This window comes from Methylocapsa polymorpha, assembly GCF_045689225.1.
Taxonomy (GTDB): domain Bacteria; phylum Pseudomonadota; class Alphaproteobacteria; order Rhizobiales; family Beijerinckiaceae; genus Methylocapsa; species Methylocapsa polymorpha.
The window spans coordinates 3,723,579-3,744,103 of the sequence record NZ_CP136862.1 but is presented as its reverse complement, the minus strand read 5'-3'; the positions used below and the strand labels follow the sequence as shown (position 1 = coordinate 3,744,103).

The window sequence follows — 20,525 nt, the reverse complement described above, 5'->3', positions numbered from 1 at the left end:
GGGGAGTAACCGGGGACGGTGGGCTACATTTTGGTATGCCTGTCGCTGCATGTAGACCTTAAGCTATACTGTTAGGTGGGCAATTCTCGGCTGAAAAGAAAATCTGCATTGTGCTGGAGCGCCCGCGTGGCAAGGCAGCATCGCGGAGCTCTGCCGCCGCGACGGAATCCGTCCAGAATCTCTATTATCGCTAGTAAAATGAGTTCCGGAAGGCCGGCGAGAAGCAGCTGGCTGGTGATATGGCGAGGGCTGCAACCTCGGACGAGGTGAAAGACCTGCGTCACGAGGTCAGCGCACTGAGGGACGTGCGGACCGATGAAATCCCACTTATATGTTGGTAGTCATTAATAGCACGACTAAGAAGGCCGTCGATTTGACGGCCGATACGGCGCGAATAGCGGAGGGACATGCACGATTATTGCGGCCGGTTGAAAAGCAGAAGCTGAGACGATACGATTAGAATGGCCAAATCTCGAAACTGAATTTCGGCTTTATCGTCCCTTGCCGAATTGGATGATCAAGAACATGGCAGATGTAGAATTGGGGATGCACGCCGTAATCCTTTCGGGCGATTTTACGCATCTCATTTTCAGCGTTGAACTCTGAGATCGCTAACTCTTCGCCACACCACGGATTCATGCTGATCAACCCACGCACGTCATCAAAATATACAGGAAGCGCCGGGATGTAACGCTCCGGCGCGAACTGGAAAAGCGGCATCGCACGCTTTGTCGACGAGTAGTAGTCAAGATCGACGGAGACAAAGGCGAGATGCCTATCGCCGAGCGTTTGCTCAAACGCGCGGACTGTCTCCCCAACGTCGCCGATGATGAGATGGCCAAACTCCGGCAGACCTACTCGAACTCCTTCATGGTCTGGCCGTGCGAAATCGCCCTTGGACCAAATTTCCGGATGGTCCTTGTAGCCTTGAGGTTCCGGCAGACCGGCCGCATTATCGAATCCGTAGACATCGATAGAAAAGCGGAACCGCTCTCTGAAGTATGCTGCGGCCCGGCATAGGTTCATAAGACCGTTGCCGTGCGCGACGCCTAGTTCCACAGCCACCAGAGAATCGTAACCGCAATGAATCGCCTGGCAGACGCCATGTGCGAGGCCGAGGGCGTAGGGATACCGGTGAGGCTCCACACCCAGCTTTCCGGCGCGGATGGCTTGCCCGATCTCGTGGAAAGTTGCTCGTATCTCGACAACGTTGGCAAACATCTATAGTATCCTTGGAAGCACAATGGCGAGGGTACCGTCCCCGCAGGGTATTCTTTATATGCTTTTTTGAATTTCGATGCCACCGTTCAAGCTCGCCGTCTCTCGTCTTCGCAGATTACGCGTCCCGAAAGACTGAAATTGGCTATGCAAATCGTGAAATGTCATCGCGCGGACAACTTCACCAAGCGCCTAAAGCCGCCACGCCGCTTTAGAGCTGATCCAACAAGGATGGGCTCATGAGCAAGAGCTTGACTGGACAGCTACCTGAGCATGATTCGGATCGTGGTAATGCGGACGAAGGCGGCGACCGTTCGTGCATAGCGCCCGAAGTTGCGGGTGAGGCATCGATAGCGGCCGATTCCGGCGAACCTAATCTCGCAGCAGGGCTTTAAGCTTTGCGAACGCCTGTTCGATCGGGTTGAAGTCTGGCGAGTAGGCGGGCAAATACATCAACGTCGCGCCGGCCGCTTCGATGGCTTCGCGAACGCCACGAACTTTGTGGGCTGGCAGGTTGATGGGGTGGACGCCCCCTCGACGGCATCATTGTGCCAGAATGGCGACCTTGCAGGCCACTAAATGGAGGCGTCCATGGAAAACGTTATCACAGTTGGGCTCGATCTCGCGAAGCATGTGTTTCAGGCTCACGGAGCCGATCAGCAAGGCGCTGTCGTTTTCCGTAAAAAGCTGCGGCGACAACAGGTTTTGCCGTTTTTCGCGACTCTTTCGCGATGCGCGGTGGCGATGGAGGCATGCGCCAGCGGTCATTACTGGGGGCGCGAACTCGCCAAGCTCGGACACTCCGTCAAGCTGATCGCCCCAGCCTATGTGAAACCGTTCGTTAAGCGGCAGAAAAACGATGCGTCCGACGCCGAGGCGATCTGCGAAGCGGCGCAACGTCCGACTATGAGGTTCGTAGCGGTCAAGAGCGAAGAGGCGCAAGCGGCGGCGATCATATTCCGGACTCGTGATTTGCTTATTCGCCAACGCACGCAGGCGATTAATGCTTTGCGTGGTCATCTGACTGAGTTCGGCCTGATTGTCGCCAAGAGACCGCAAGATCTGTCGAAGCTCGTCGCTCTGGTAAAGGATCCGATGTCCGGTCTGCCGGACGCTGCGCGCGAGATCCTCGAACTGCTGGTCGACCAACTGAGCGCGTTGAAGGTGCGCGTCGCAAGTCTTGATCGGGAGATTGAACGCCCAGCGAAAGACGATCAAGTGGCGCGCCGACTAATGAATTCCGGGCATCGGCGCTATCACGGCGACGGCTTTGGCCGGCCTTGCGCCGCCGATCGAAACTTTCAGGCGTGGACGTGACTTTGCAGTCTGGCTTGGTTTGACGCCTGTTCAGCACTCGACGGGCGGCAAGGAGCGCCTCGGAAGAATTTCGCGAATGGGCGAACGGACGCTGCGGCGCCGGCTCATCATTGGCGCCAGCGCGGTCGCCTCATGGGCCGCCCGTAAAGGGGCGCAGCCGGGATCTTGGCTAGATCGCATGCTGCGTCGTAAGCCTCCGATGTTGGTTAGAATGGCGCTGGCCAGCAAAATGGCGCGCGTCGCGTGGGCGCTGCTAAGCAAGGGTGAAATTTATCGAGCTCCGATCATAGCCGCATAGCAAGATCGAGAGGTTGTCGACGGCGTAGGAAGGTCAAACGGAAGGTATGGCGCAGCGGTCGCAGAGACGGGGTCGGAAAATCTTTTCGGCCGAGCGATAGGCATGGATGCCATGCACCCTTCGTAACGAGCTGACACGGTGGGCTGTCCAGGTTTTCCCCTGGCCGGTGCGCATTCCCATTCGGTTCAAGGACGCGGCAATATGTTAGTCGGACCATCGAGCCGCCATGCTGCGGATCACCGCCAGAGCTTCGTCGGGCGTGCGGCAGCCATGTTCCCCGGTCTTTGGTTTACGCACCCGCAATTGCGAATGCTGTCCGCCCCGCCAATGGATCGTCAGGATGACCTCACGCACTGCTTCATCGACGTCGGCGATGATGTCGGTGATTAGGGCGCGCAAAAGCTGCTGACGCGCGCGCATGGTGACATTCGGCGAGTTCCATGCCGCTTTGAGATCATCGGCGAGCCCAGCGAAGTCCGGTGTATCAGCGACACGAGGGACTGTCAGGAATCTTGTGTGTTGGGCCATAGTAGAACCGCTGGAGGCGGACTATGGCGATCAAGAAGGAGACACTGGACCAGCTTCTCTCCTCTCGGGCCGGGATCCGAAGGACGTATTTTCCAAGGACGGGCTTTTCGGCGAGCTGAAAAAGGCTTTGGCCGAGCGGGTTTTGAACGCGGAGCTGCACGATCATCTTGAAGGCGAGGCGGCGGCGGGCAAATCCAATCACCGCAACGGCTATTCGAAGAAGACAGTGCTGACCGAGACGTCGAAGATCGACATCAAGGTTCCACGCGACCGCGAGAGGAGCTTCGATCCCAAGCTGATCGCGCGCTATCAGCGCCGTTTTCCGGGCTTCGACGAGAAGATCGTGTCGATGTATGCGCGGGGCATGACGGTTCGAGAGATTCAGGGCCATCTCATGGAGTTGTATGGGGCTGGAAGTCTCGCCGGACCTGATCTCGACGATCACCGACGCCGTTCTGGAAACGGTCGCCGAATGGCAGAACCGGCCGCTCGAGGCGATGTATCCGCTGGTGTTCTTTGACGCCCTTCGCGCCAAAATCCGCGACGAAGGCTTGGTTCGCAATAAGGCGGTTTATGTCGCGCTGGGCGTTACGCCGGAAGGAACCAAGGATATTCTGGGCCTGTGGATAGAGACCTCCGAGGGCGCCAAATTCTGGCTGCGGGTGATGAACGAGCTGAAAAATCGCGGCGTCGGCGACATTCTTATCGCCGTGGTCGACGGGCTGAAAGGTTTTCCGGAGGCGATCAACGCGGTTTTCCCGCAGACGATCGTGCAAACTTGCATCGTCCATCTCATTCGAAACTCGATGGATTTCGCCTCCTGGAAAGACCGCAGGGCCATCGCCGCCGAACTGAAGAAAGTCTACCGGGCCAAGACGCCGAGGCTGGCAAGGGAGCCCTCGAGGCTTTCGACGCCGGTCCTTGGGGCAAGAAATACCCTTCAATCGCTCAGAGCTCGCGGAGAAACTGGGAGCAGGTCATCCCGTTTTTCGCCTTTCCTGAGGCGCTGCGGCGGATCATCTACACTACGAACGCCATAGAATCCTTGAATGCGAAATTGCGGCGCGCCGTGCGGACAAGGGGACATTTTCCAACCGACGACGCGGCGATGAAGCTGTTGTATCTCGTCTTGCGCCAAGTCGCGGGAGAATGGAAAATGCCGCCGCGCGAATGGTGCGAGGCAAAGACCCAATTCGCCATCATGTTTGACGAAAGGTTCGTCACCGCGTGATGGTCAACCCGGCCCCGCACACAAAATTTCGGACACTCCCGCGACCGGGTTGGGCGCTCTCGTAGCCTCCTCCAATCGCGTCTGACAAACTTTCCACGCGATGGAGCGCTCTTTCCCAGGACTTTTCCAATTGCGCGGCGATCAATCGATTGTCCGGGTCACAGGCGGCATAGCGGCGCTCGGCCAGTGAGGCTTCATAGCGGGCCTACTGCAGTTCCAGTTCGAGGGCGCGTCGCCGTTCGTCTTGGCTCTCCATACGCATTCGCTCCGCTTCCAGCGCGGCCTCGATCGCCATCGGCTCCACAGCTCGCAGAAGCTCTCGGGCCAGAGCAGCCTCGACGCGAGAGCCACCGAACGTCAGGCAACGGGGCTGACCCAGCATAAAGTTGGGATGATCGCAACGATAGACCCGTTGCGCAGGCGTGCGGCCAGAATAGGTGACCGTCAACCGGCGCCCACAATGTCCGCAGGTGAGAAGACCGGCCAGAAGCGCCTGGCCGCCCGGCCGGACTTGGCGCCGCCGATCCAGCCGTAAGTATTGGCCGCCAGTTGTTTTTGGTTCCGTTCGAACTCGGCCCAGTCGATATAACCTTCGTGGTGCCCTTTGAGCATGACCTCCCACTCGTCGAAAGGCTTGCCATGGCCGTAGGTCTTGGAAGGACGTCCATCGATAATCGCGGTGCGCTTCTCGCTTTTTCCATAAGCGTAAGCCCCAGCATAAAACGGGTTTTTAAGAACGGATATGACGTTGCGATAGCGGATCGGCGTCCAATCGAAAGCAACGCAAGCAGCCGGATCCAACATCCAAGCCGCCAACACGATGATCACGCCGGGCGTCGCCTCGACGTGGACAACCCGGCCCCCGGTGCGCTGCTCGCTGTATTGCTGCCGAAGACGCCGACCGTAGAGGGGATGCCAACGATAATGGACCTCGACTTCCTGCCCGATATGGGCAGAATGAACGGATGATTGCGCTCAATCGGAAGAACGCGCTTTTTGCCGGCGTCGCCTCGCTCGTCAAGACATGCAAACTCTGCGGCGTCGAGCCGAACGCCTATCTTGCCGACGTCATCACGCGGATCGTCAACAACCACCCCAACAGCCAAATCGACCAACTCCTGCCCTGGGCCTACGCGTCAACGCAAGATCTCAAAGACGTGGCTTGAAAACATCGCTTACGGTGGATTTGAAGGCGCTGCACGCCAAGATCGCGGAGCTGACGCTGGAAAATGATTTTTTGGAAGGCGCGCTCACCAAGGCGGGCATGCTGAGCGCGATGATCGACCGCAATCACGATCTTCCCGGCGCCCGACAGGCGAACGCGCTGAACCTCAGCCGGGGCGTCCTCTATTACAAACCCAGGCCAGTTTCTCCCGAGAACCTGAAGATCACGCGCCGGCTTGACGAGCTGCATCTGAATATCCTTTCGCGGGCAGCCGGCTGCTGCGCGATCTGCTGAATCGCGAAGGCGTATCGATTGGCCGCCGCCATGTCGCGACATTGATGCGGCGCATGGGGATCGATGCGATCTATCGGTGCCCGAACACGTCGAAGCCCACGCCGGCCACAAGATTTATCCTTACCTCCTGCGCGGCCTGAAGATCGAACGGCCCAACCAGGTCAGGGCGACGGACATCACCTAGATTCCGATGACGCGCGGTTTCGTCTATCTCACGGCGATCGTCGACTGGTTCAGCCGCCGGGTTCTGTCGCATCGGGTGTCGATCACGATGGAGGCGGCGACAGAACCACAGCCGAATCCTCAGACCCGAAAAGTTCTTGGATCTGCTTTGGGGCGCTCACGCCCGCGAAAGCGATGCATCACTGCCCGCGACATGTGCGTTACTCCGCACGCCTCCCGGCGCACCACAGTTTTTCTCTCATGCGATGATTGTAGATATACTCAAACATCTGAGGCGTTGGATCGATTCCCGCGTTCGATAGCATAATTTGATTGTTACCCCAGTCGTGCGTATCTGTGACTATATCTTTGAATCCGCAGATCTCGAATGCCTTGCGGATCGAGCTTTCGTTGAAATACATCAAGTGATCACTTTCGAACCATTCCCATGATTCGATGTCGTGCTGCGCCTTCCAAAAAAGGGCGTTGGGCACGTTAACGAAAACTATCCCTCCCGGCTTTGTCATACGATAGCAGGTTTCCAAGCTACCTAGGGGGGACGCGTGATGCTCTAGCGTGTCGTTGAGGACGATGAGCGACGCGGACTGCTCGAACTGTGGTGGAGTGTCTTCAAACATTCCACAAAACATCTCGCAACCAATATATTCTTTATTGTATGCACACAGGACGTCATCAAGTTCTATGCCTATAGATCTGATCCCTCTCTCTCGTGCGGCATTCATAAACCATCCGCAGTTGCATCCTACGTCAATACAGAAGCCGCTTTGCAGGAATTCTAAGGTGGTGGGGGCTTTGTCACATATCCATTGAATAATCTGTTGAGCGTAGTCCAGACGGACCGGATCGTTAATCGCAGCAAGAAAAATATCGGAAGATCCTATCCCATGCAAAATCGAGGCTTGCTGGTAATGCGTAGCCAAGTCTTCATTGCTCGGCACCGGACTCAGATGCATCATAGAGCATTTCGGACATTGTAAAAGTGTGCTCTCGAATAGCACTGGCAGTCCGCCACGATTTAGAAATCGAGCGCGTCGCGGGACAGACGTGGCGGTGCCGTATCCGCAAATAACCATTTGCTGATGGAGGAAGCCGCATATTGGACATTTCACGCTCTCGTCGGCATGGGGGACCGCATGTAGTGGCCGCCGCCACTTTATTGCTCCATTATCCTGCAACCCGTACAAGCTCATGTCGTGATCCTATTCTTGAAATTGTCAATCGCGCCTAGCCGCCGAATACCGCCCGATAGATATTCGTCACCACTGGCTAGAGTCGGTCCGCTGGACGCTGCCGAGCCGACCCTCTCTAGGCACCCGCATGCACCTGCGCTTCCACTTGATATCTATTGAATGTTATTGTTAGTACGTGTTTAGGTAAAGTGGTTTGGATCGGGAGCCGAACCGCCCTAACGAGAGAGTGTGATAATCGCTTGCAGCGTAGTCAACCTGCGATATCCGCACTTGAAGCAGATAAAACAAGAAACGACTTATTGATAAATATCGTAAAATCAACAAGTTAATTAATGATAGATTGAAATATTTAATTGGCAATTTATACTTATTCGTGTAATTCAGAGAAGCATCCCCTAAGGGAGATTGTCACGAAATTAGATCGATTTCTATCACAAGATAAAAACTAGAGTATAAAAGTGTCCGATAGGCCGAATCTGAATGGAACCCATTGCGCTGCTATGAAAAAACCTTCGATCTTTATCCTGGATGTTGACGGTGTCATGACAGATGGTATGCTTTATTATACTATTGAGGGAAAAGTTATGAAGCGTTTTGGTCCTGATGATCATGATGGTCTTAATCTTATCAAACAATACTTACCGGTTCAGTTCATTTCAGGCGACGCGAAGGGATTTGCCATTACAGCAAAACGCATTAGGGACGATATGCAATATCCCTTGGAATTAGTCAGCACGATACATCGTCGTAATTGGATTGCGGAGCGATATCCGTTGGATGAAGTGATCTATATGGGGGACGGCATTTTTGATGCGCTTGTTCTCGGGCGCGTCGGATATGGAATCGCCCCTTCTAACGCATCCCCTCTGGCAAAGTCGGCAGCACATTTCGTGACGCAAGCGGCTGGTGGAGACCGCGCGGTGGCGGAAGCGTGCATCCATCTGCTAGAAAAATTCTTCGAACCGTTGAATTTAGAAGGCCTCCTCGTCAAGAAGATTGAGGTTTCCGGAACATGAAACACACGCAAGCTTCAAGCCGTTCCTGGTCGGGGGGCGTGTCCGCAGTAGTCCGGACAAGCGACCGCATTCGAAAACAAGCCCGTCGTTGGCCCTGCACTCTGCTTGGAGTGGGCGTAGTCAGTAAGACCGCTGTCGACGCCGCCATCGACCTTGCCAATGAGTATAACGTCGATATCATGCTTATCCCTAGCCGCCGTCAGGTTGATATGGATTCGCTCGGCGGCGGATACGTCCACGGATGGAATGCCCAGCGGTTCGCCGATCACGTACGCGCGCGCGATCGTGGTGGTCGAATCCTAATGTGCCGCGACCATGGTGGACCATGGCAAAATACGGTAGAAATAGCTAAATCTCTGTCTCCCGCCCAGGCAATGGAAAGTGCGAAGCAATCCTATCGTGAAGACATCGAGGCCGGATTCAGTGTTCTGCACCTTGATACCAGCGTTACCCCCGAGGGAGAGCCGAGCGCCGAGGACGCACTGGCGCGTCTGTTCGAGCTTTACCGGTACTGCGATCAGACATCGCGCGAATTGGGACGGGATATAGCATTCGAGGTAGGCACCGAGGAGCAGGATTCTCTTTCCCATTCCATGGAAGCATTCTTTACTACCCTTGAGCGGATCGTTGCCTTCTGCAATGCCGAGGGCCTGCAGAAGCCCACTTTTGTGGTAGCACAGACTGGCACAAAGGTAATGGAGGCGCGCAATGTTGGTCTGCTTGACAATCCCTACCGGATTGAAGGCGCGCTTCCCAGCGAAGTATTCGTTCCTCGATTGATCAAAGGATTGCAGCGGTTCGATATTTTCTTGAAACAGCATAATACAGACTATTTGTCGGATGAAGTGTTGAAGTGGCACCCGTGGTTGGGTATCCACTCGGCTAACGTGGCCCCCGAATATGGCGTGGCAGAAACACGGGCGCTGCTCAGACTCCTCTACGGATCACGCTTGGATCATCATTGCGAGCGCTTCCTCGAATTAGCTTATAATTCCCGAAAGTGGGAAAAATGGATGCTGCCGGACACCACTGCGTCCGATCGTGATCGCGCGATCATCGCCGGTCATTACGTGTTTTCGACCGATACGTTCCAGGAGCTCAAATCGGCCATTGAGCGGGACCTCCGCGCACATGGCGTCGAACTCGATCAATATCTACGAGAGCAGGTCAAGGTGCCCCTCCTACGCCATTTGAAAGCGTTTCGATTATCGGGAATGTCATAATGCGCACAGCAATTATTATTCTAAACCGTAATATGCCGGATGCAACAGATCAGTTGGTCGAGAACTTCCTGGCTTATGATACAGGTAATGCTGATGTATTCGTGGTAGAGAGCGGATCGAATCAGGGTTTGCTGTCGAAATATTGCTCCTGGTGGGCCGATTGGCCGGAAGCCATGCGCGATGGGCTACGCTATCCGAGGGGCTTCAATTATGGCCTGAGCCAAATTCTTAAGGGCGGCAAGTTCCGCGATTATACCTATTTCTTCTTAGTATGCAACGACGTCGAGATTTCAGGTCCGCTGGTGGCAATCCTAGTGGAAGAAATGGAACGGCATACGCAGGTGGGGATCATATCCCCTTGCGCTGCCAATTGGGCTGAAAGCGAACTTATTGGGCCCAACAACACACGATATGTCTGCCACGGCAATCATGTAGCTTGGTTACTACGGCGCGACTTTATTGAAGCGGTCATGGAGCGCGATAAGCCAGACTACATGAATTTCCTATATGATGGTACAAATTTCCGCGGATACTATGCCGATCAGGAGTTGATCATCAAAGGCTACGTTAATCATTTCGCCTCTGCCATTACCACGAAGGCGGTTATCAATGAACGGACTGAATTATTGAAAACCCGCCATGATTTGATCCGTACCGACCGTTACGAGATCAACCTGCGGCGCGTGTTTGAGGAGGGACAACAATGGATGCACCGCAAGTACGGTTTCAGCACGCGCTTCAAAATGAACATGTATGCAGAAATGTTTTACGAGAATTTTTTTACGCTTTACCCCAGCCTAGCTCAATATCGTTTGTGATGGGAGCTGCGTCCAATGAAAATAATTGAAAAACCCTGGGGTAAGGAAGTTCTGGTCGCCTGCAATGATCGCTATGCTTTAAAGGATATTTATATGATCAAGGGGACTCGATCGAGCCTTCAGTCTCACCAGCGCAAACTGGAAACGATTTTTGTCCTGTCGGGTGTCCTATCTCTCGAACGTCAGGTGCCAGGTGAGGAAGCCACGGTCGACGTTTTTACCGCCGGGCAATCCTACGACATCGAACCTGGCACTATTCATCGCGTCACGGTGATCGAGGATGCGCGTCTGATCGAGGCATCTACCCCTGAATTGGACGACGTAACCCGTCACGCAGACGATTACGACCGCGAGATCGTCCGTGCCACCCGGTAGGTGGTCACGAACGTGTCATTGCTGCGGCGTTTCAGGGACGGCAAGCGCCTGTGCGAGACGGAAACGCCCCAAATGGTACAGATACCGCGCCATCGACTTGGAGTAGAGCGGTGCCATATTAATGAAGATAATCGCGTTTAATATTTTGACTCTGTGATAGTCGTACGAATTGGCCTCGACAAAGGTCCAGAACGCTTCGCGAGCTTCCGCCTGTGTCGGCGTGTCTTCGTGGCCAATGTCAATTCCGTCCGAACCAAGCTTTATCCAATATCTGCCGCTGTCCATAGTCTCTACGGAGAGATCGAGAGTGTGATAGAACTTGGCGAAATCATAATAGCGGTCGCCCACGTCCCTTAATCCAGCGAAATCTTGCCGCCAATCAATCAGCACAAGGCCGCCGTCCTCCGCCACGACGACATTATCGGCGTGTAGATCGCCGTGAAAGGTCGAAGGGAGACCTCCTGACCAGAATTCGTACGGAAGATCCATCAAACTTTGACGAACGGTTCTGCAAACAAGACCATTGATTACCATTGGCGACGTCTCACCCTCCGGTTCGAAGCGTCGCAGGTAATCATCAAGACGATCGAGAGTCTTTTCGCCATAAAACCGGCGACAGACCTCTTCGAACTGATGTGGATCGCATGGAGACGCACGCCAGAAAGTCTCATCAAGCCAGCGTAGAGAGGCGAGACAAGTGTCAGCCCGAAGCACGGAAGATAGCATGACCCCATCCGCAAAGCGGTAACTGAAAAAACTTCCTACGCTATCAATGACTTTTGCAAATGCCGAGTTTGCCAGTCCACGCGAATATCGAGACCGCGCCGCACCATCATTAGGGAAAAATTTGATCACGCGGTCGTCAATCCGATAGGTCACATCCGTCGTCTTCCCTTCGAAGCTATAGTTTTTTGGGAACTTCCTCAGAGCAACCTTATAGTTTTCCTCGACGCCAGTATCGATCCACCCCATCTCTGTCGCCCGCAGGCCGGATGGCACCAGAGCGGCAAGGCCGTCATTGACCTGGTATTCGCCTTCGCCACCGATCTTTGCGCCAAGCCCATCCCAGAACGCGTCATGGTCATAAATCCCGGCGAAACCGATGAACCCCAAATGCGTCCCCTCCATCGTTTTGAAGTACAATTTGCGGACAGTTCCATCGTTGGCTGCATCAACTGTGCACCATAATTTGGGGTCATCCACTGATTGAACGCCGATGAAGTTTTCATTCAAAGGCGGCGGCGCAGTGGTGACCAGAGTATCGCAGGCGGTGATATAGAAAGGCTCGGCTAGATTCTGCCGACAGCACCATAAGGAATATCCGGGTCCAGCTCCGGGACCATCGAAATTGTCCACCGATACAAATTGGACAATATGTTCCGGGTGAGCAATGGCGATATAATCGCGAACCTGATCGGCAAGATGGCCCAACGCGACGACGAAAGTGGCACTCCTAGGGAATTGCGCCATTATTTGCGAAATTATTGCGAGATTCCCTAGAGGCAATAAGCCCTTATGCAGTTTGCCGCCGAATGCATTCATGCGTGTACCCTTGCCGGCCGCAAGTATGCAGACTTTCATCGCCCCATCTCCCCAGCGTTCAGCGATGTTTGACCGCGAGCAGCGATATCCGCTTTTCGGGGATGGCCGACAATCCTGCAATTACTTTGAAATCCTCGTTCCACTCCTCCGACGCCCCTTCGGGCGTACCGACCAGACTGTAAAGAGTGAACCCGAGATGGCCAAATAGATTATTGTATTCCGCAATGGTCATGTATTGATGGATCTCGCATTTCTCAACGTTCCACCGGTCCATGTTGCCAGCCTTGATTTTATTATATTGGGTCAATAGGATACAAAAGTCATGTGAATCGATCGAAAACTCGTCATCAGCATGCCAGCGCACAGCAATGCGGCGTGATGGATATTCATCAAGGAATTTGGAAACGGCTTTAATGACTTTTGCATTGCGCAGCCGAATGCGTAGTGGCACTCGCTCGGGAGACAAAGCATTATCGGTGATGATGATGCCGCCCCCCAGCTTGACCAAACGTGCGACCTGGAACAAGGCGTCGTACACCGCTTGTTGGCCACGGACATGATCGATTTCCACGTTCACATCACGGACCGGCCGACCGTAGAACGAATAGACTTCGTGAATCATATCCAGCAAAAGTATGAGATCGAAACGGTCTTCCCATGCTCCGATGTTGAATATGTCCCCGACTTTCCATTCGACTGTTGGGTCGTTGACGCGCTTGCGCATCTCTTCGATCACCGCTGGGTCATAGTCCATGAATACCATGCGTGACGCACCCAAACGCTTACGCAATGTTTGTGCGATGACACTGGTGCCGCATCCGACATCGAGGACGGCGTCGCAGTGATCGGGGAAGTGTTGGGAGATAAGTTCGTCGATGGCTTCGGCCTTATAGATGCCAGTTTCACCTTCGACAAGATTGCTCCAATAGCCCTCTTTCTTGCGAATCTTATGGTCTTGGGAAATTTCCATGCTCGCCCTCCCTCGTAACAGCTCTCGACGCTCCGACGCGCATTGCAACGGCTTTGCTCCATAGTATTCAATCAGTTCAGATGAAGCTACCTTCATATCACTTAGCAGTATGTCGTCCGTCTCTGCAAACCAGAGGCGGATTGAGAGAGGATATTGTAGGAGTCTACAGAGTGAAACTCCTAATCAACCGCTGGAATGGATGGCGCAATCGTCATACCACGCTAAGCTGGAAGTTGTATTCTTCTAGGCTCGTTATGTCGCTTCACCGTTAGCCATAGAGAATGCAGCTCTTGCTCAACCCAGAACAGGACCGATGCCCAGTTCTGGGTACGCTACCTCTTGTCCAATTTGCTTGGCCGCCAAGAAGCAGGTCGACATCGTGTCATGGTGGCCCTTCAGAGCGGCAATTTTCGCGCGTCCAATAAATGGTTCAGGAAACTGGACCCCGTTCATTTCCACCGCATTCGCAAGAATTCGTGACGCTAATTCCTCTTCGCCGGAAAAATGTGCGTCAACGGCATAGATGCTCTGGCAAACGGAAACACAGAGTTTCACAAACTCGGGTAGCGTCCCTATCTGTGTTAAATCCTTCTGCACAAGTTCAAGCATGCGCTCGTATCCGACCTGTCCAACGACGCGGGCTGGCGCGGGCTCAATTTTAAGAACGTCACGGTGGAGATCTCGACGGGCGAGATGATAATGGAGGGCCCTTTCCGGTCCCCGTTCAGCAAAGGGCCATTCCAATAACACATCCGGGTTCCAAATTCGCGGCAGGTCCCTCCAAATAGATGTGGCATAGGACATGGTGTCAGAGTCGCCCATGAAGAACATATCATTCGAGAGGTCTGCGCATCCCAACGCGTCGTAAAACGGGTTATACAAAGTGAACAAGTGGTTTCGAACTTTCGATAGATCAAAGTGTATCGGCGCATAGAACAAAAGATCTGGACGAGTTCGAATTACGATGTCGTATTTACATCGTTGTTTTTTCTCATATTCCTTTCGCAATTCATCACAAGCATAAATCTTATAAAACATGGGAGGAGCGTTAAATATGGTCGTGTTGAATGCCAACTGTCTTAATCGCGGAATATCAAAAAGTCTGTTGAACATATCATCGTTGAAATCTTCAATACAATAACTGACCGGCTGATATCTTTCTTTAAGCTCATCTTCTGTTACCTGGAGTTTCGTATCGGCAATCGCTTGTAGTTCACCATACATATTAGGCAATATGATTTGAAAAAGTGATGGCTGGGAGGTCAAAATATCAGGATTATCATGCCAAAAGCTTTGCGGCAATGCTAGATGAAAGCCTTTCGGCAACGACAATATCAACTTATTTGTATTCCCAGTTTCACGCCAAGTATGCACGAATACGTCAGCGCCGAGTGGCTTCACTAAATTAGCCATCAATGAATTAGAAACGCGTCGAAAAGTTCGCATTTGTCCAGAGATGCAAACTGCGACCTTCATTTCTACCTCGTTTTTCAGTCCAGTGTAACAAAAAGATGCTATTTCCATTTCGTTGCACGCTAGCACTTTATTTCTTCAAAGCAACCGAGCGCTTCGGTCGAAGTCCCCACCGCGTAGAAACACTGCCAAACGCTCCGGCCGTTGCTCCGTGTTTGAGAACAGGCTGATGATCAGCCGGGTTACGCTGTCTTCATCAGGACCAGACCATCCTGTCCGCATTTCGGGTCGGGGCGCTGGCCAGACCATACCCCCCACAGGATTGGTTGCGCCATTGACAAGCCACCTCTCTCTATCATCTTTTTTAGGGCATCTTCTTCAAAGGCCACCGCACCTCGCGGTTCTTCTATCACGTTTACATGACATCCTAGCCCGTACGGATATCGAAATGACAAAGCATGTCGCGTCTGCGCATCATCTCGTATCGCATCCAAAATTTCGCGATGCACAATAAAGAAAGTCGCCCACACACGTCCACTAGGTTTTAAGACACGCCGAAATTCGTTCATATAATGTACGATTTCATCCGCGAACATATGGGTAAAAACTGATTGCAGAATGATCAAATCAATACTGTTATCTTCGGCAGGCAATTTTACGTCAAACGCCTGCAGGGTTCCATTGGGGTTGTGCAAACTGTCATGAATATCGTGATGAACAAAGACGAAATTTGGAAATCTGACGCTTATGTTTTCGGCACACCACTGAATAGATGGAGCGATTGTGTCTGTCCCTATATAATTGCCACGCTCCAATAGCTTGGTTAGTGGTATGGCGTCCCGACCAATTCCGCAGCCGATTTCCATAACGTGATCGGTATCCTTGACGCCAATATATTGCTGAAGAAGATTCATGTGATAATCTGATATTTCCTCAAAGGTCTCAGGCCCACCCCCAGTTTTTTTAAGCAGGTCAACCGGTATATCAAAACCGCGAAAATGAAAGAGTTCAGTCATGTTGGCGCCTGTCAAAGTTCTTGTGAAAGCGAAGATGTCTCGATTCCCTAAGAAATAAATTTCTCGATCGATTGCGCCACCGCCGCTGCCGAGAACATCTTACCTTTGCATGGGATCGCAGCAATAGGCCGAAATTGAGCCGACTCTCCGATCGTCGCCTCGGCCCGCGAAACGGCCAGAGCTATCTGCTCCGCCAAGGAGTGAGGCGTGAGTAAATCCGTGGATACGATATTGTCGGACCTGAGACTTAGATCCTTCTCGTCATACTTGTTTGTAACGGTAATCGCTCCCGCCTCCGCCATTTCGAGGGGCGGATAGCTCGGATGCGGCGAAACCATAAGACTTATTCCAACCGCCGAGCGGCATAGAATGTCGGCGTAGTCGCTCAGCGACAATTTACCGAGAATCTCGAAGTTGGACACATGCTGCGCACGCCAAGGTTCGAACTCCTCGCCAGCTGAAACAATGCGCCAAGCGCGCGCTTCGGTGGGATAAGTCTGCTGCCAGAGACAAAGGCCATCTAACAGGATCTCGAAGCCGTTGCGGGGTGTGCCGGGCCGGCCATAGATCAGGATGATGCGTTCCTTCGGCCGCGGCCGGAAATGGCTCCTAAGGCGCTCGTTCACGGCGTAAGGCACGTAGTAGGCGTCCTCGAATCCGTAATTCTTCTCCATAAAATTGTAGAGCTCTTCCGAATTGACAATCATCTTGGCGTCGGACTTTCGGAAATAGGTGGACTGCGCCAGAACGTAGCGCGACGACCAGCCATAGAAGTCTGGCTCATGGTCCTGAATGAAATAAAAGAGCGGCGGGGCGGCGCCGAAAGCCTCCCGCTGCATGCTCTGCATCTCGAAGCCGCTGAAGGCCGTCCACCAGGCCGTCGCGAGAAAGATCTCATGGCGACGCAGCGGGAGTTGCGCCGATTGCACACCGCTCGCATCGACCACGGTTCTCCTAAGTGCGGTATTTTCGGCGCCTAAATTGACCAACGTATAGCCTTTTGCAGATTCCATGCAGTCGAGATCGACATTGTCAGTAAGTGAGACAATTCGGGCGTCCACATCGTTCCGAAAATGACTGAGGATTTGCTCGAAGAGGCGCAAAGCCGAGGCAATGCCGCCAAATACCTTCGTCGGCTTGAGGGTCGGGATGAGCAAGGTGAACCTCGGACGAGAGGACGCCTCCGGCCGGAAGCCGACCGCCGTAAGTTCGGGCGTGAATCGTGGCTGCAAATTCGTGGAAACCCTGTTGCCTAAGAGTCGTCGCGACGCCCGCGTGACTGCGAGCGAGACATCTTCCTTTCGCCAAACCGAAATCAAACGGTTCCTCTGCTTGCAATCTTGCGCTTGAACAATCTTGGCCCAACGCCCTCCACTTACTTCAGTCACGAAGGCAAGCGAGCGCTCAATCGCATGTGCTAGAGTTCCGTCGATTTGTCCCGTCTCCTCAGGAAAATCCTTGAGTTGCAAGCCGAGGTCTAGAAGAGGAGCTAAGGCGCGCGACCGCGCCCAAAACATCGAACCCGAGGGAAACTCAAGGAGAATGTCCTTGCTGAACGCAACCCCAAGACGCCCGAGCAAGTCCCGCATCAGATCAAAATCATATCCATAATTAAGAGATTGCACGACCGGGCCAAAATGATCAGGAAACAACAAATCGACTGCGCCGGAGTCGAGAGAGTGGAAGATGGAATTCACGATCGAAGGCGAACCAAGCAATTGCCTGAAGGCGTATTCTCTCCAGCCATATAAAATATCATTATGCTTGGACCTCTTGGAGTGAAGGTGGCATACGATATCGTAGCGAAGAATTTCATCGCTGAAACCAACAAGGAAGGGAGCGATATCGCGCCCTCTGTTGGGAAAGACCTGAACGGTGCAGCGTCCTGGACCAAACGCTTGAAACTCGCCTTCGATCTCCGATTTTTTCTCGGGCGCATCCGTCGAGACAAAAAGATCAAAGTCAAGTGGGATATTCCCCAAATAGCTTCGAATCTCCGCACTCAGTTCCGGATAAAAAATATGTGCGAAGACGGCCACTTTAAGATGACTAAATTGGGAGGAACGGATCTCGAATTGAAAAGGGATAGTTATGGCCCGATCGCAATTGAGTTTCATCCGCGAGGCGGGAAGGGCGCCATAGGCGCCCTTGAGGCCAAGGACCAGATCAAATGGTGCGCTCATTTGCCCAGTCTCATGATCTTGGCTTTGCGGTTCTGCTCAATACGGCTATCGAGGCGTTCCATTACGAGGGGTTTTAGAGCTGGATCGATAACGACATGGCGTTGCCAACCCGCCTTGTCGATGCCGCTTATATCGTCTCTCAACACCTGAACCTTGACGAAGGGAAACCCTCGTTCGATGAGATCGCGCCAATTGTCTAGCGTTGGATTTACGTCCTCTTTCGATGACAAGCTACTGACTGGGAACAATACCTCAGATTTCAGACCAAGATATGTCATCACCTCCAACATCTTGACCTCATAACGCTGAATAACTTGGTCTTTATCGTCGAAGCTGCGGATATTGCGCCAAAAGGTCTTTACGCCATGGTGCCGAATGGCGTTTGACTTTAGAGCAAAAAAATAACTCTGGTAATGATGCTCGATCTGCCAGCTTTCCGTTAACCCGACATAATCCGCTGAGGAAGTTCGTATCCTCTCCAAAAGGTTGCCGAACGCGGCCTCCGTGAGGGGTCCAAATATACTGTCATTTGCAAATATAATTGTATGGGCGCGCCAAATCGACGGCATCAGATGTAAGCCTAACGCCCATCCAGCAAAGTCAAAACCGAAGTTGTCGCGGCTTATTAAACCTTCGCATTCTATCGCGTCATCGGCGTAAGGCTTACCTGAATTCTGAGTCGCCGCAATCATAATCACCGCAATGCCATGACGTTTCAGAGCGGAAAGAAAATAAAGCGTCGATCGTGGCAGATACCCGTTCGGTGCATAGGCGCCGAACAAACAAACAACTTTATCCTCAAGCGTATCAGGCGTTTGCCATACCTCGTAGTGCGTATCGAGAACTCCAAACTGTTCCTCTACAATACGTCTAAATTTTGCCTCTGCTCCCTTAATTAAAAGCATTTTTTCAAATGCATTGCGAGCTGCGTCGCTCCGCGCGTCTGGGATTTCACCGATGAAATTGAGAATACTATCGTAATGCGGGTTTGGAAGTCGGCCTACGTCGATGCCTGCGGTCACATAATCCACATAGCAGTTTACTGTCGTGTCGATTTCTGGACCATAGGCATTAACGTACCAGTCGGCATCGAAGAGTGGATGCGGCATCTGATGATTTGGCTTGGAAAGTGACAAGTAATAGGAAAGCGGACAATCATCCCCTTTGTAATTGTAATTCGATATATACCAAGACGTATTAAAGAACGGGCCAGGGTTTCTATTTTCTCGCCAGCCAGAAGCGAGATAATGACGGAGAGGGTCTAGACCCGCCCGCGCAACGTCTGGATACTGCTTTAAATACCAATTTGAGTCGAAAAGCGGATGTGGGCTTCGCGCCTCCCGCCAGCCGGATTGGACGTAATGCTGGAGAGGATTAAGCCGTCCTTGCGCGATGTCCGGATACTGCGCAAGATACCATTGCGCATCAAACAATGGATGAGGGCTACGTTTTTCGATCCAACCAACGCAAAGATAATGGAGCAATGGATTAACTTCCGCCCGAGCGACGTCAGGATAGTGTTCTAAATACCATTTGCCATCGAATAATGGGTGTGGGCTTCGCTTCTCGGTCCATCCGGCCTTCAAATAATGAAGAAATGGATTAATCCCGGATTCGGCGATATCGGGATATCTTTCCAAATACCACGCAGCATCAAATAGCTGCATTGGGTTCCGCTTCTCCTTCCAACCCGAGCGTAAATAATGCAAGAGCGGCGGTAGGCCAGCCTTGGCTACATCTTGATTTTCTAGTAGATACCATGCCGGATCAAATAAGAAATGTGTTAGCAACGGCTCATGCGAACCGGCAAGAAGATAATGGAGGAGTGGGTTTAGTCCAGCAGATTTCGGATACGACTTTCTGTACAGTTTGGGATCGAATAGCGGGTGCGGACTGAGACCGAGACGCCAACCTTCGGTAACGTAATGTGTGAGTGGGTCGAGACTCGATGATCGTACTGCGGGACTTTGCTCCTGGTACCACTTTGTGTCGAATAGTGGATGGGGATTGCGTCCTTCTCGCCAGCCGTGTTTTAAGTAGTGAATCAGCGGATTAGCTCCCGCGAGCTTAACGTCCTGATAATTGTCTTGGTACCACCGGCCGTCGAAAAGCGGACTGGGGCTTCGGCCCAACCTCGCTCCAATCTGAAGATAATGAACCAGAGGATCTAATTTCGAAGCCTTGACGTCGGCGTACGTGCTCGCATACCAAATGCTGTCAAACAATGGATGGGGAGAGCGGCCCCCCGCCCGGTATAAATAATCCTCAATCAGCTTTAGCTTTGAAGATTGCGATTCGCTATATTGATTGAGATACCAAGAATAATCAAACAGTCCGCTTTTGTAAATATATTTGCCAGCGGTCTTCGGATGCCGAAGCAGCCATTGAAAAGCAGAAGCCTGTAGGCTGCCTAAATAAGTTATAATGTGAATTAATCGCATACTCAATATCTCGAAGCTCCCAAGGAATACACACACTCTCTCTCAACTTCTTTACAGCTTAGCAGCTTCACCAAAGCAGCTAGATAGCCCAACGCTTTAAGGCG

General features: G+C 52.7%; 15 protein-coding genes and 7 pseudogenes. 10 read left to right on the top strand and 12 right to left on the bottom strand.

Annotation, left to right across the window (positions count from 1 at the left end):
- Positions 1-80: 80 nt before the first annotated feature.
- Positions 81-317 (top strand): annotated as a pseudogene (locus tag RZS28_RS17280) (transposase); the annotation flags it as partial.
- Positions 318-456: 139 nt separating this feature from the next.
- Here the strand turns inward: RZS28_RS17280 and RZS28_RS17275 are convergent.
- Together RZS28_RS17275 and RZS28_RS17270 are read right to left on the bottom strand one after the other, a co-directional pair.
- On the bottom strand, positions 457-1,221 hold the full coding sequence (locus RZS28_RS17275; RefSeq protein ID WP_407338963.1) for a hypothetical protein: 765 nt from the start codon (positions 1,219-1,221) through the stop codon (positions 457-459).
- A 375-nt stretch (positions 1,222-1,596) separates the two neighbouring features.
- Positions 1,597-1,734 (bottom strand): annotated as a pseudogene (locus tag RZS28_RS17270) (transposase); the annotation flags it as partial.
- Between the two features lie 75 nt (positions 1,735-1,809).
- On the opposite strand from RZS28_RS17270, the pseudogene RZS28_RS17265 reads away from it, so the two are divergent.
- Positions 1,810-2,833: pseudogene (locus tag RZS28_RS17265) on the top strand (IS110 family transposase).
- Between the two features lie 81 nt (positions 2,834-2,914).
- On the opposite strand, the pseudogene RZS28_RS17260 reads toward RZS28_RS17265, so the two are convergent.
- Positions 2,915-3,322: pseudogene (locus RZS28_RS17260) on the bottom strand (serine recombinase); the annotation flags it as partial.
- Between RZS28_RS17260 and RZS28_RS17255 the strand changes: the two are divergent.
- Together RZS28_RS17255 and RZS28_RS17250 are read left to right on the top strand one after the other, a co-directional pair.
- Positions 3,252-3,881 carry a transposase gene (locus RZS28_RS17255; protein ID WP_407338962.1) on the top strand — a complete coding sequence of 210 codons (630 nt, stop codon included), beginning with the start codon at positions 3,252-3,254 and terminating at the stop codon, positions 3,879-3,881. The pseudogene RZS28_RS17260 and the gene RZS28_RS17255 overlap by 71 nt on opposite strands.
- Positions 3,766-4,592 (top strand): annotated as a pseudogene (locus RZS28_RS17250) (IS256 family transposase). Before RZS28_RS17255 ends, RZS28_RS17250 begins: the two are co-directional and overlap by 116 nt.
- Positions 4,593-4,797: 205 nt before the next feature.
- On the opposite strand, the gene RZS28_RS17245 reads toward RZS28_RS17250, so the two are convergent.
- A complete protein-coding gene (locus RZS28_RS17245) occupies positions 4,798-5,040 on the bottom strand; it encodes a hypothetical protein (RefSeq protein ID WP_407338961.1) in 243 nt (80 codons plus the stop codon).
- Complete coding sequence (locus RZS28_RS17240; protein ID WP_407338960.1) at positions 5,037-5,420, bottom strand: recombinase family protein; 384 nt, start codon at positions 5,418-5,420, stop codon at positions 5,037-5,039. The genes RZS28_RS17245 and RZS28_RS17240 overlap by 4 nt, the downstream gene beginning before the upstream one ends.
- A gap of 134 nt (positions 5,421-5,554) precedes the next feature.
- On the opposite strand from RZS28_RS17240, the pseudogene RZS28_RS17235 reads away from it, so the two are divergent.
- Positions 5,555-5,758: pseudogene (locus RZS28_RS17235) on the top strand (transposase domain-containing protein); the annotation flags it as partial.
- 14 nt (positions 5,759-5,772) lie between these two features.
- Positions 5,773-6,331 (top strand): annotated as a pseudogene (locus RZS28_RS17230) (IS3 family transposase); the annotation flags it as partial.
- A 103-nt stretch (positions 6,332-6,434) separates the two neighbouring features.
- On the opposite strand, the gene RZS28_RS17225 reads toward RZS28_RS17230, so the two are convergent.
- Positions 6,435-7,190, bottom strand: a complete 756-nt coding sequence (locus RZS28_RS17225) for a class I SAM-dependent methyltransferase (RefSeq protein ID WP_407338959.1) — start codon at positions 7,188-7,190, stop codon at positions 6,435-6,437.
- A 734-nt stretch (positions 7,191-7,924) separates the two neighbouring features.
- Between RZS28_RS17225 and RZS28_RS17220 the strand changes: the two genes are divergently transcribed.
- From RZS28_RS17220 to RZS28_RS17205, 4 genes are read left to right on the top strand one after another with little or no spacing between them, the layout of a single operon-like run.
- Complete coding sequence (locus tag RZS28_RS17220) at positions 7,925-8,440, top strand: HAD hydrolase family protein (RefSeq protein WP_407338958.1); 516 nt, start codon at positions 7,925-7,927, stop codon at positions 8,438-8,440.
- Complete coding sequence (locus RZS28_RS17215; RefSeq protein ID WP_407338957.1) at positions 8,437-9,663, top strand: class II D-tagatose-bisphosphate aldolase non-catalytic subunit; 1,227 nt, start codon at positions 8,437-8,439, stop codon at positions 9,661-9,663. Before RZS28_RS17220 ends, RZS28_RS17215 begins: the two co-directional genes overlap by 4 nt.
- Positions 9,663-10,481, top strand: a complete 819-nt coding sequence (locus RZS28_RS17210; RefSeq protein ID WP_407338956.1) for a hypothetical protein — start codon at positions 9,663-9,665, stop codon at positions 10,479-10,481. Before RZS28_RS17215 ends, RZS28_RS17210 begins: the two co-directional genes overlap by 1 nt.
- A gap of 15 nt (positions 10,482-10,496) precedes the next feature.
- Positions 10,497-10,856 (top strand): cupin domain-containing protein, encoded by a 360-nt coding sequence (locus RZS28_RS17205; RefSeq protein ID WP_407338955.1) that lies wholly within the window; start codon positions 10,497-10,499, stop codon positions 10,854-10,856.
- 15 nt (positions 10,857-10,871) lie between these two features.
- Here RZS28_RS17205 and RZS28_RS17200 read toward each other — a convergent pair whose 3' ends face one another.
- The 6 genes from RZS28_RS17200 to RZS28_RS17175 form a co-directional block, all read right to left on the bottom strand.
- Positions 10,872-12,437, bottom strand: a complete 1,566-nt coding sequence (locus RZS28_RS17200) for an NTP transferase domain-containing protein (protein WP_407338954.1) — start codon at positions 12,435-12,437, stop codon at positions 10,872-10,874.
- A gap of 19 nt (positions 12,438-12,456) precedes the next feature.
- Positions 12,457-13,368: a class I SAM-dependent methyltransferase gene (locus RZS28_RS17195; RefSeq protein WP_407338953.1), complete on the bottom strand. Its 912-nt coding sequence runs from the start codon at positions 13,366-13,368 to the stop codon at positions 12,457-12,459.
- Positions 13,369-13,662: 294 nt separating this feature from the next.
- Positions 13,663-14,844 (bottom strand): hypothetical protein, encoded by a 1,182-nt coding sequence (locus tag RZS28_RS17190; RefSeq protein ID WP_407338952.1) that lies wholly within the window; start codon positions 14,842-14,844, stop codon positions 13,663-13,665.
- A 179-nt stretch (positions 14,845-15,023) separates the two neighbouring features.
- A complete protein-coding gene (locus RZS28_RS17185; protein WP_407338951.1) occupies positions 15,024-15,797 on the bottom strand; it encodes a class I SAM-dependent methyltransferase in 774 nt (257 codons plus the stop codon).
- Positions 15,798-15,844: 47 nt separating this feature from the next.
- Positions 15,845-17,980, bottom strand: coding sequence for a rhamnan synthesis F family protein (locus RZS28_RS17180; protein ID WP_407338950.1), 2,136 nt, complete (start codon positions 17,978-17,980; stop codon positions 15,845-15,847).
- Entirely contained in the window at positions 17,977-20,421 is a 2,445-nt protein-coding gene (locus RZS28_RS17175; RefSeq protein WP_407338949.1) for a rhamnan synthesis F family protein, read from the bottom strand. Before RZS28_RS17175 ends, RZS28_RS17180 begins: the two co-directional genes overlap by 4 nt.
- Positions 20,422-20,525 lie beyond the last annotated feature (104 nt).

Bases quoted from the DNA above. Each gene is read 5' to 3' on its own strand.
- RZS28_RS17190 (WP_407338952.1), bottom strand. From the start codon at position 14,844: ATGAAGGTCGCAGTTTGCATCTCTGGACAAATGCGAACTTTTCGACGC.
- RZS28_RS17175 (WP_407338949.1), bottom strand. From the start codon at position 20,421: ATGCGATTAATTCACATTATAACTTATTTAGGCAGCCTACAGGCTTCT.
- RZS28_RS17225 (WP_407338959.1), bottom strand. From the start codon at position 7,190: ATGATGCATCTGAGTCCGGTGCCGAGCAATGAAGACTTGGCTACGCAT.
- RZS28_RS17200 (WP_407338954.1), bottom strand. From the start codon at position 12,437: ATGAAAGTCTGCATACTTGCGGCCGGCAAGGGTACACGCATGAATGCA.
- RZS28_RS17220 (WP_407338958.1), top strand. From the start codon at position 7,925: ATGAAAAAACCTTCGATCTTTATCCTGGATGTTGACGGTGTCATGACA.
- RZS28_RS17210 (WP_407338956.1), top strand. From the start codon at position 9,663: ATGCGCACAGCAATTATTATTCTAAACCGTAATATGCCGGATGCAACA.
- RZS28_RS17205 (WP_407338955.1), top strand. From the start codon at position 10,497: ATGAAAATAATTGAAAAACCCTGGGGTAAGGAAGTTCTGGTCGCCTGC.
- RZS28_RS17185 (WP_407338951.1), bottom strand. From the start codon at position 15,797: ATGACTGAACTCTTTCATTTTCGCGGTTTTGATATACCGGTTGACCTG.
- RZS28_RS17180 (WP_407338950.1), bottom strand. From the start codon at position 17,980: ATGAGCGCACCATTTGATCTGGTCCTTGGCCTCAAGGGCGCCTATGGC.
- RZS28_RS17195 (WP_407338953.1), bottom strand. From the start codon at position 13,368: ATGGAAATTTCCCAAGACCATAAGATTCGCAAGAAAGAGGGCTATTGG.
- RZS28_RS17275 (WP_407338963.1), bottom strand. From the start codon at position 1,221: ATGTTTGCCAACGTTGTCGAGATACGAGCAACTTTCCACGAGATCGGG.
- RZS28_RS17215 (WP_407338957.1), top strand. From the start codon at position 8,437: ATGAAACACACGCAAGCTTCAAGCCGTTCCTGGTCGGGGGGCGTGTCC.
- RZS28_RS17255 (WP_407338962.1), top strand. From the start codon at position 3,252: ATGGTGACATTCGGCGAGTTCCATGCCGCTTTGAGATCATCGGCGAGC.